Below are 6,103 nucleotides of genomic sequence, written 5' to 3'. Positions count from 1 at the left end.
TAGAAACAGATGAATAATTTTTCATTTGTTTACACTTTTTTTATTTTTCAAAAGACACTTTAGAGATGGTAACCAGTGGATCAATTTTATCAGGAATTGCGCAAAATTCAGAAAAAAGAACGTAATAATGCAACATTAGCTCGTGTAGAAGAGGACTTTTACACCACTATTCATGAGTATTTAGATGAGCTAAGGCAAGAGGCAATCAGGGATCCATTTTCAAATGTTCACGGCATACTTAAGGAAGCTCAAATCATTGCTACTGAAATCTGTGAAAGGCGTGAGCACAAGATAACCGATGCCGCTGTTGTAAACATCCACAGGTCATATCATTTATTTACAGGCAAGCCTCAGTTTGACCTGGTCGATACCACTCCACTGAATTTGACTCCCGAAGAGGAGAAGTTTTATTTCTCATTGATTGATACCCTGAAAAATCACAGCGGCAACATTTCCTTGGAAAAGCTGTCTGATGACGATGATGACGATGAGAAAAAGGTTATCAAACCTAAAGAAACCCAAAAGAATACATTAATTCCCACACCTTCCGAAGAAAAGAAAAGCGATGAAGTTTTAGATAGGTTGGATGAGATCAGCAAGGCAAAACCAATCAAGCCAGAGCCAAAACAGCCTATTGAAAAACAGGTCAACAAAGCCGAAGCCGCTCCAAAAAAATCCGCTCCCAAAGTGATTGAGGATAATCCAAACGCATTTGATGAGGCGGATGAATTTTATGATTTCGAATCCAGAAAAGTGGCCAAGGACACAGAACTTGTCACAATGTTGGTTTTTGACGATGTCGGCCCTATCGTAGGCGTGGATGAGAAAGTTTATGGTCCGTTCAGATCTCAAGATTTGGTAACTTTGCCTTTGGTAAATGCAAAAGTATTTTTCAAAAATCGAAAAGGTCGTCAGGTAAAAATTTAACTCATTTTCCATTACATTTAAATAACTTGATTTATAGATATACTAATCGTATCTATTTGTGATAATAAAAAATTATATTTTATATAATTTGGATTTTTGCTGTGTGTAGACTTGATGCGTTACAAGGCAGTTTGAATCTCTACGTTTTTTATGATATAAATCGAGTTTAGATAAATTCATAGATAGATTTACAATGATTTATTAATTACGGTGAAAAATATGAAAATACCAAAAGAAAAAAGAACATACTGTCCTCACTGTAAAAGACACACAATTCACGAAGTACATACTGCTAAAAAAAGAAAAGCTAGTGAATTAACCTGGGGACAAAGACAATTCAGACGTGTAACTGCTGGTTATAGAGGTTACCCAAGGCCTTTACCTGCTGGAAACAAACCAGTTAAGAAATTAGATTTAAGACTCAAATGTAAAGAATGTGGAAAATCTCACATTAAACAATCTTTCAGAACAGGTAAACCTGAATTTGTAGCTAAATAAGGTGATTAACATGGTTAGTAAAGGTAGAGGAAACTTTTTAAAAGTTAAATGTTTAGATTGTGACAATGAACAAGTAATATTCGATCGTGCAGCATCTGATGTAAAATGTATTATTTGTGGTAAAACCCTTGTCAAATCTCGTGGTGCTAAAGCTAAAATCACAGCACACATTGAAAAAGTTTTAAACTAGATTTCTAGTTTACAACTTATTTTTTACTATTTTTTATAATTTTTATTGATGTTGGTGAGAACATGGTAAGAAAAAGTCAAGAATGGCCTGATGAAGGGGAACTTATTGTAGGTACAGTTTACAAAGTTCTTAATTATGGGGCTTTTGCTAAATTAGAAGAATATCAAGGCAAAGAAGCTTTTATTCACATTTCTGAAGTATCTTCTGGTTGGGTAAAAAATATCAGGGATCACGTAAGAGAAAACCAAAAAATTGTTTGTCGTGTTCTCAGAGTAAATCCTAAAAAGGGGCACGTTGATGCTTCTTTAAAAAGAATCCGTGAAGATCAAAGAACTAAAAAAATCCAACATTGGAAAATTGAACAAAAAGCTGAAAAATTTTTAGAATTATCTGCTAGCTCATTGGATAAGACTTTGGACGAGGCATATGATGAAGTAGGTTATGAGCTTATGGACATCTTTGGTGATGTTTATGGTGCTTTTGAAACAGCTTCCGATGAAGGCGCTGAATCGCTTACTGAAGAAGGTATTCCTCAGGATTGGGCGGATGCCATTACTGAAGTGGCTAAAAAGAACATTACTCCACCTGAAATTCACATTAGTGGCTATGTGGACATTGAAACTTTTGTGCCTAATGGTGTGGAGATTATTATTGATGCTCTTAAGGCTGCTGAAGATAATGGTGATGAAGAAGAGGAAATCAAAGTCCAATGCGTGGGTGCACCAAGATATAGGATTACTGTAAAATCCACAGATTATATTTTAGCCGAAAAGGCTCTTAAGGCTGCTGCTGAAAGATGCATTGCTGTTGTTGAAGAATCTGAAGGAAATGGTTCTTTCTTAAGGGAGTTAGAAAACTAGATTCGTATGAACATGAAAATGAATAAATGTCCCGAATGTGGAATTTATACTTTAAAAGATGCTTGTCCAAAATGTGGCGGACAGCTTAAAGTTATTTATCCTCCGAAATTTTCCATCGAGGATAAATACGGAAAATATCGTCGTATATTAAAAAAAGAATCAATGAAGGAGTAATAGGACATGGATGCCGCAGAAATTACTATTTTAGAAGAAATCGAACTAGACAATCCAATTTTTATAGAAGCATTACCAGGTCTTGGCCATGTAGGTAAATTAGCTGCTGACCATATGATTGATGAGTTTGGAGCAACTAAATTTGCTGAAATTTATTCTCCATCTTTCCCGCCTCAAGTTCTTGTTAAAGATGAGGGCGTAATTGAAAACATGCTTAATGAATTATATTATTTAAGGGATGTTGGTGAGGATAATTTAGATTTAATTATCCTTGTAGGCAATACACAGGCTTTGTCTCCTGAAGCCCAATACCTAGTCTGTAAGGACATTCTGGCATATGTAAAACAATTTGACATTGATAGAATTTACACATTGGGTGGAATGGCTACCGCTCAACCTATTGAAAATCCTAAGGTTTTCGGGGCGGCTACCCATGAAGAGGATGTGGAATTATTAAGAGAGGCAGGCATTGAAATCAGATCTAATGATGGGGGTATTGTAGGTGCTTCCGGGCTGTTTTTAGGTCTTGCCGTTCGTCAGGGAATTCATGGGTCTTGCCTTATGGGTGAAACTCCAGGTTATTTCATTGATGCCGAATCCGCTGAAGCCATCCTAAACAAATTATCACATTTGCTTAATTTTGAAATTAATGTTGATAAGCTGGAAGAAAGGGCTGAAGAAACTCGTCAAATGATTGCTAAAGCTCAGCAAATGGAACAAGATTTAATTAACAAAGCCAATGCAGGAAATGCAGATGATTTAAGATATATTGGATAAGATTCAATATATCATTTTTTTTAACTTTTTTTTTATGAATGTTGTTGTTGTGCCCGATGCGGCAATGATTGTCATTCCATTGATTGAAAAGAATGGACACGCTTATTTATCTCCTTCAAATTTTTCCAGATATGATAATACGGATATCTGTGAGGGAAAATTATCATATGAGAATATATTGACTCCCTACTTGTCAAGTGAAGTGCCATCGGGAATCAAGGGAAGACTTTTTTTGTTATCTAAAGTTTTAGGTAAAGCTGACGCAGCAATAATCATTGGGAAACGTCCAAAAAATCGTATTAAAATGTATGATGCATTGAATGATCTAATTTTATTTGGTGGAAATGCCTGCAATAATGCTCACAGCCTGGAAGTTAAGATGATTCAGGATTTAGATATTCCGACTTTGAAACTGGCTTATCCTACAACTCAAAGCCAAATCATTGATTTGATTAATAAAACAAACTCTTTTTTGAAAAATCTGAATAATGTCTCTGGAATGGTTAATGAAAATAATTTGGATGTTGATTTAAAAAGAAAACGGGAGAAATATCCGATTTGTGATGTTGAAAAGATATTTAATAAATTAATTTAATACTTTTAAACATGTTGGTAAATGCAGATTTTCATGTTCACAGCTGTTTTTCATCAGCATCATCAAAGGACATGCTGATTGAAAATATGGCTCCCAAATCCAAATTGAAAGGTTTACAGCTTTTGGGAACAGGCGATGCTTTCCATCCCGGCTGGTTAAATATAATTGAAGAGAGCACCATTTATTCGGGGGATGGAATTTACACTGCGGGCGATGTGGATTTTGTTTTAACAACAGAGGTTGAAGGCAAAAATAGAATCCATCATTTGATAATTATTCCAAACATTGAAATTGCCCGTGAACTGTCCCGGAAATTGGTGTCCAAAAACAAGAACACTGACGGAAGGCCAAGAACCAGATATGCCGGTGCCGAGCTTTTGGAGATGGTAAAGGAGTATGACTGTTTGATTGGCCCTGCCCATGCATTCACTCCTTGGACTGGAATGTATAAATCATATGATAGCATTTATGATTGTTACGGCAAAAAACCGGATTTTGTCGAGTTGGGATTATCCGCGGATACTGACATGGCGGATACTGTAAGCGAACTCAAGGACTTTCCATTCATGTCAAACTCTGATGCGCATTCTCCATGGCCCCATCGATTGGGAAGGGAATTTAATGTATTGGAGCTTAAAGATATTTCGTACTCTTCAATAAAGCATGCGATTAAGCATAGGGAAATCAAAGCAAATTACGGTTTGCTTCCAAACCTTGGAAAGTACCACATGACTGCATGTACAAAATGCTATAAAATCATAGACCCGGACATTGCCCGTGAAAATAAGATGAGATGTAGCTGTGGCGGAATCATAAAAAAGGGTGTTGACTTTAGGATTTCCGAAATCGCTGATTATGCCGAGCCAAGACATCCTAATTTCAGGCCGGAATATGTTCATTTGATGCCGCTTGCCGAGTTAATATCTACTGTCTATGATAAGGGGGTCACTACAAAAACCGTTCAGGGCATTTGGCAGAAACTTATTGATGGTTTTGGCAATGAAATTAATGTTTTGATTAATTCGCCTATAAATGAAATTGAAAGAATCGATTCCAATGTCGCTCCGGCAATTGAAGCTTTCAGAGATAAAGCTATTGATGTTGTTCCTGGTGGGGGCGGCCAATATGGTCATGTTTCATTTGACAAACCTGCAGAAAAAAGAAAAGTGGCAAAAATAACCACTTTGGATAATTTTTAAAAAGCGGACTTGGAGGGATTTGAACCCTCGATCTTAAGATTAGGAGTCTTACGCCCTTCCAGACTAGGCTACAAGCCCAAATATTAAATGTTCGATTTTATAAAATTCTTTTTAAAAAAAGCAAATCAAAGAGCGGACCCGCCGGGATTTGAACCCGGGGTCTTCGGATTAGAAGTCCGACGCCCTATCCAGCTAGGCTACGGGCCCTTTAATACAACAATAATAAATATATTTTTTTTGTTATATATATTTAACTATCAATTTAATTAAAAAATAAAAAGGATGGAAAAGATTTTATCCTCTTCCAGTCGCTCCTGTTGCATCTTCGACAGTTATTCCATCTACTGCAGCTCCGCTAGCATTGTAAATTGTGAAATACCAGTATCCTCCAGAGTAAGATCCTCCACCTGCATAACATCCTGAAACTTCAACAGCACCATTTGCAATGCTTTGAGCTTCGGAGTATGATAAGTGTGTGCCTGATCCTGAACCTCCGTTGGAACTTCCACCAGAGCCACTGGAACTTGAACCTGATCCACTGGAACTTCCACCAGACCCTGAACTTGATCCGCTGGAGCCTGAACCACTGCCTCCACCAGTAGTGGTTGCAACAGAGTGGCCTGTTCCATTATGATGCACAGTACTATTATTTCCTATACCTGAACCGGTATTAGATGACATACTGGATAAACCTGAGAATATTGGGTTGTCATTATTAGTTAATCCATACGCAGCGACAGCTGCGGCAACACATAATACAATAATAATTGAAATTATAATATTTGCTTTATCCAATATTATCCCTCCATATAATTTTTTATCTTAATTTATTATATTAGATATAATAATATAAATAAGTTCGTTATCTCTTATATATATTTCT

9 protein-coding genes and 2 tRNA genes are annotated in these 6,103 nt (G+C 36.5%); 8 read left to right on the top strand and 3 right to left on the bottom strand.

Annotated features, from left to right (window positions below; all coding sequences use genetic code 11):
• Nucleotides 1-75 precede the first annotated feature (75 nt).
• The 8 genes from ACKI4K_RS02400 to ACKI4K_RS02365 all read left to right on the top strand — a co-directional run bounded on the left by ACKI4K_RS02400 (nucleotide 76) and on the right by ACKI4K_RS02365 (nucleotide 5,220).
• Nucleotides 76-927, top strand: a complete 852-nt coding sequence (locus ACKI4K_RS02400) for a hypothetical protein (protein ID WP_407421910.1) — start codon at nucleotides 76-78, stop codon at nucleotides 925-927.
• Between the two features lie 219 nt (nucleotides 928-1,146).
• Complete coding sequence (locus ACKI4K_RS02395) at nucleotides 1,147-1,425, top strand: 50S ribosomal protein L44e (RefSeq protein WP_296804091.1); 279 nt, start codon at nucleotides 1,147-1,149, stop codon at nucleotides 1,423-1,425.
• 10 nt (nucleotides 1,426-1,435) lie between these two features.
• Nucleotides 1,436-1,615: a 30S ribosomal protein S27e gene (locus ACKI4K_RS02390; protein ID WP_067044971.1), complete on the top strand. Its 180-nt coding sequence runs from the start codon at nucleotides 1,436-1,438 to the stop codon at nucleotides 1,613-1,615.
• 62 nt (nucleotides 1,616-1,677) lie between these two features.
• Entirely contained in the window at nucleotides 1,678-2,475 is a 798-nt protein-coding gene (locus ACKI4K_RS02385) for a translation initiation factor IF-2 subunit alpha (RefSeq protein ID WP_407421908.1), read from the top strand.
• A gap of 6 nt (nucleotides 2,476-2,481) precedes the next feature.
• Nucleotides 2,482-2,649, top strand: a complete 168-nt coding sequence (locus ACKI4K_RS02380) for an RNA-protein complex protein Nop10 (RefSeq protein ID WP_407421906.1) — start codon at nucleotides 2,482-2,484, stop codon at nucleotides 2,647-2,649.
• Between the two features lie 6 nt (nucleotides 2,650-2,655).
• Nucleotides 2,656-3,426: a proteasome assembly chaperone family protein gene (locus ACKI4K_RS02375; protein ID WP_407421905.1), complete on the top strand. Its 771-nt coding sequence runs from the start codon at nucleotides 2,656-2,658 to the stop codon at nucleotides 3,424-3,426.
• Between the two features lie 34 nt (nucleotides 3,427-3,460).
• Nucleotides 3,461-4,021, top strand: coding sequence for a DUF2112 family protein (locus ACKI4K_RS02370; protein ID WP_407421903.1), 561 nt, complete (start codon nucleotides 3,461-3,463; stop codon nucleotides 4,019-4,021).
• A gap of 11 nt (nucleotides 4,022-4,032) precedes the next feature.
• Nucleotides 4,033-5,220 (top strand): TIGR00375 family protein, encoded by a 1,188-nt coding sequence (locus tag ACKI4K_RS02365; RefSeq protein WP_407421901.1) that lies wholly within the window; start codon nucleotides 4,033-4,035, stop codon nucleotides 5,218-5,220.
• Between the two features lie 4 nt (nucleotides 5,221-5,224).
• Here ACKI4K_RS02365 and ACKI4K_RS02360 read toward each other — a convergent pair.
• The 3 genes from ACKI4K_RS02360 to ACKI4K_RS02350 form a co-directional block, all read right to left on the bottom strand.
• A tRNA-Arg gene (locus ACKI4K_RS02360) sits at nucleotides 5,225-5,298 on the bottom strand.
• Between the two features lie 55 nt (nucleotides 5,299-5,353).
• Nucleotides 5,354-5,427: transfer RNA gene (locus ACKI4K_RS02355), tRNA-Arg, on the bottom strand.
• 87 nt (nucleotides 5,428-5,514) lie between these two features.
• Nucleotides 5,515-6,015: an endoglucanase gene (locus ACKI4K_RS02350; protein ID WP_407421899.1), complete on the bottom strand. Its 501-nt coding sequence runs from the start codon at nucleotides 6,013-6,015 to the stop codon at nucleotides 5,515-5,517.
• Nucleotides 6,016-6,103 lie beyond the last annotated feature (88 nt).

This window comes from Methanobrevibacter sp. (assembly GCF_045644645.1).
Classification (GTDB): domain Archaea; phylum Methanobacteriota; class Methanobacteria; order Methanobacteriales; family Methanobacteriaceae; genus Methanocatella.
This window is presented reverse-complemented; position numbering and strand designations above follow the sequence as displayed.

What these genes read in the sequence shown, in the direction of transcription:
- ACKI4K_RS02395 (WP_296804091.1), top strand. Translation starts at nt 1,147, where the DNA reads ATGAAAATACCAAAAGAAAAAAGAACATACTGTCCTCACTGTAAAAGA.
- ACKI4K_RS02390 (WP_067044971.1), top strand. Translation starts at nt 1,436, where the DNA reads ATGGTTAGTAAAGGTAGAGGAAACTTTTTAAAAGTTAAATGTTTAGAT.
- ACKI4K_RS02385 (WP_407421908.1), top strand. Translation starts at nt 1,678, where the DNA reads ATGGTAAGAAAAAGTCAAGAATGGCCTGATGAAGGGGAACTTATTGTA.
- ACKI4K_RS02380 (WP_407421906.1), top strand. Translation starts at nt 2,482, where the DNA reads ATGAACATGAAAATGAATAAATGTCCCGAATGTGGAATTTATACTTTA.
- ACKI4K_RS02375 (WP_407421905.1), top strand. Translation starts at nt 2,656, where the DNA reads ATGGATGCCGCAGAAATTACTATTTTAGAAGAAATCGAACTAGACAAT.
- ACKI4K_RS02370 (WP_407421903.1), top strand. Translation starts at nt 3,461, where the DNA reads ATGAATGTTGTTGTTGTGCCCGATGCGGCAATGATTGTCATTCCATTG.
- ACKI4K_RS02365 (WP_407421901.1), top strand. Translation starts at nt 4,033, where the DNA reads ATGTTGGTAAATGCAGATTTTCATGTTCACAGCTGTTTTTCATCAGCA.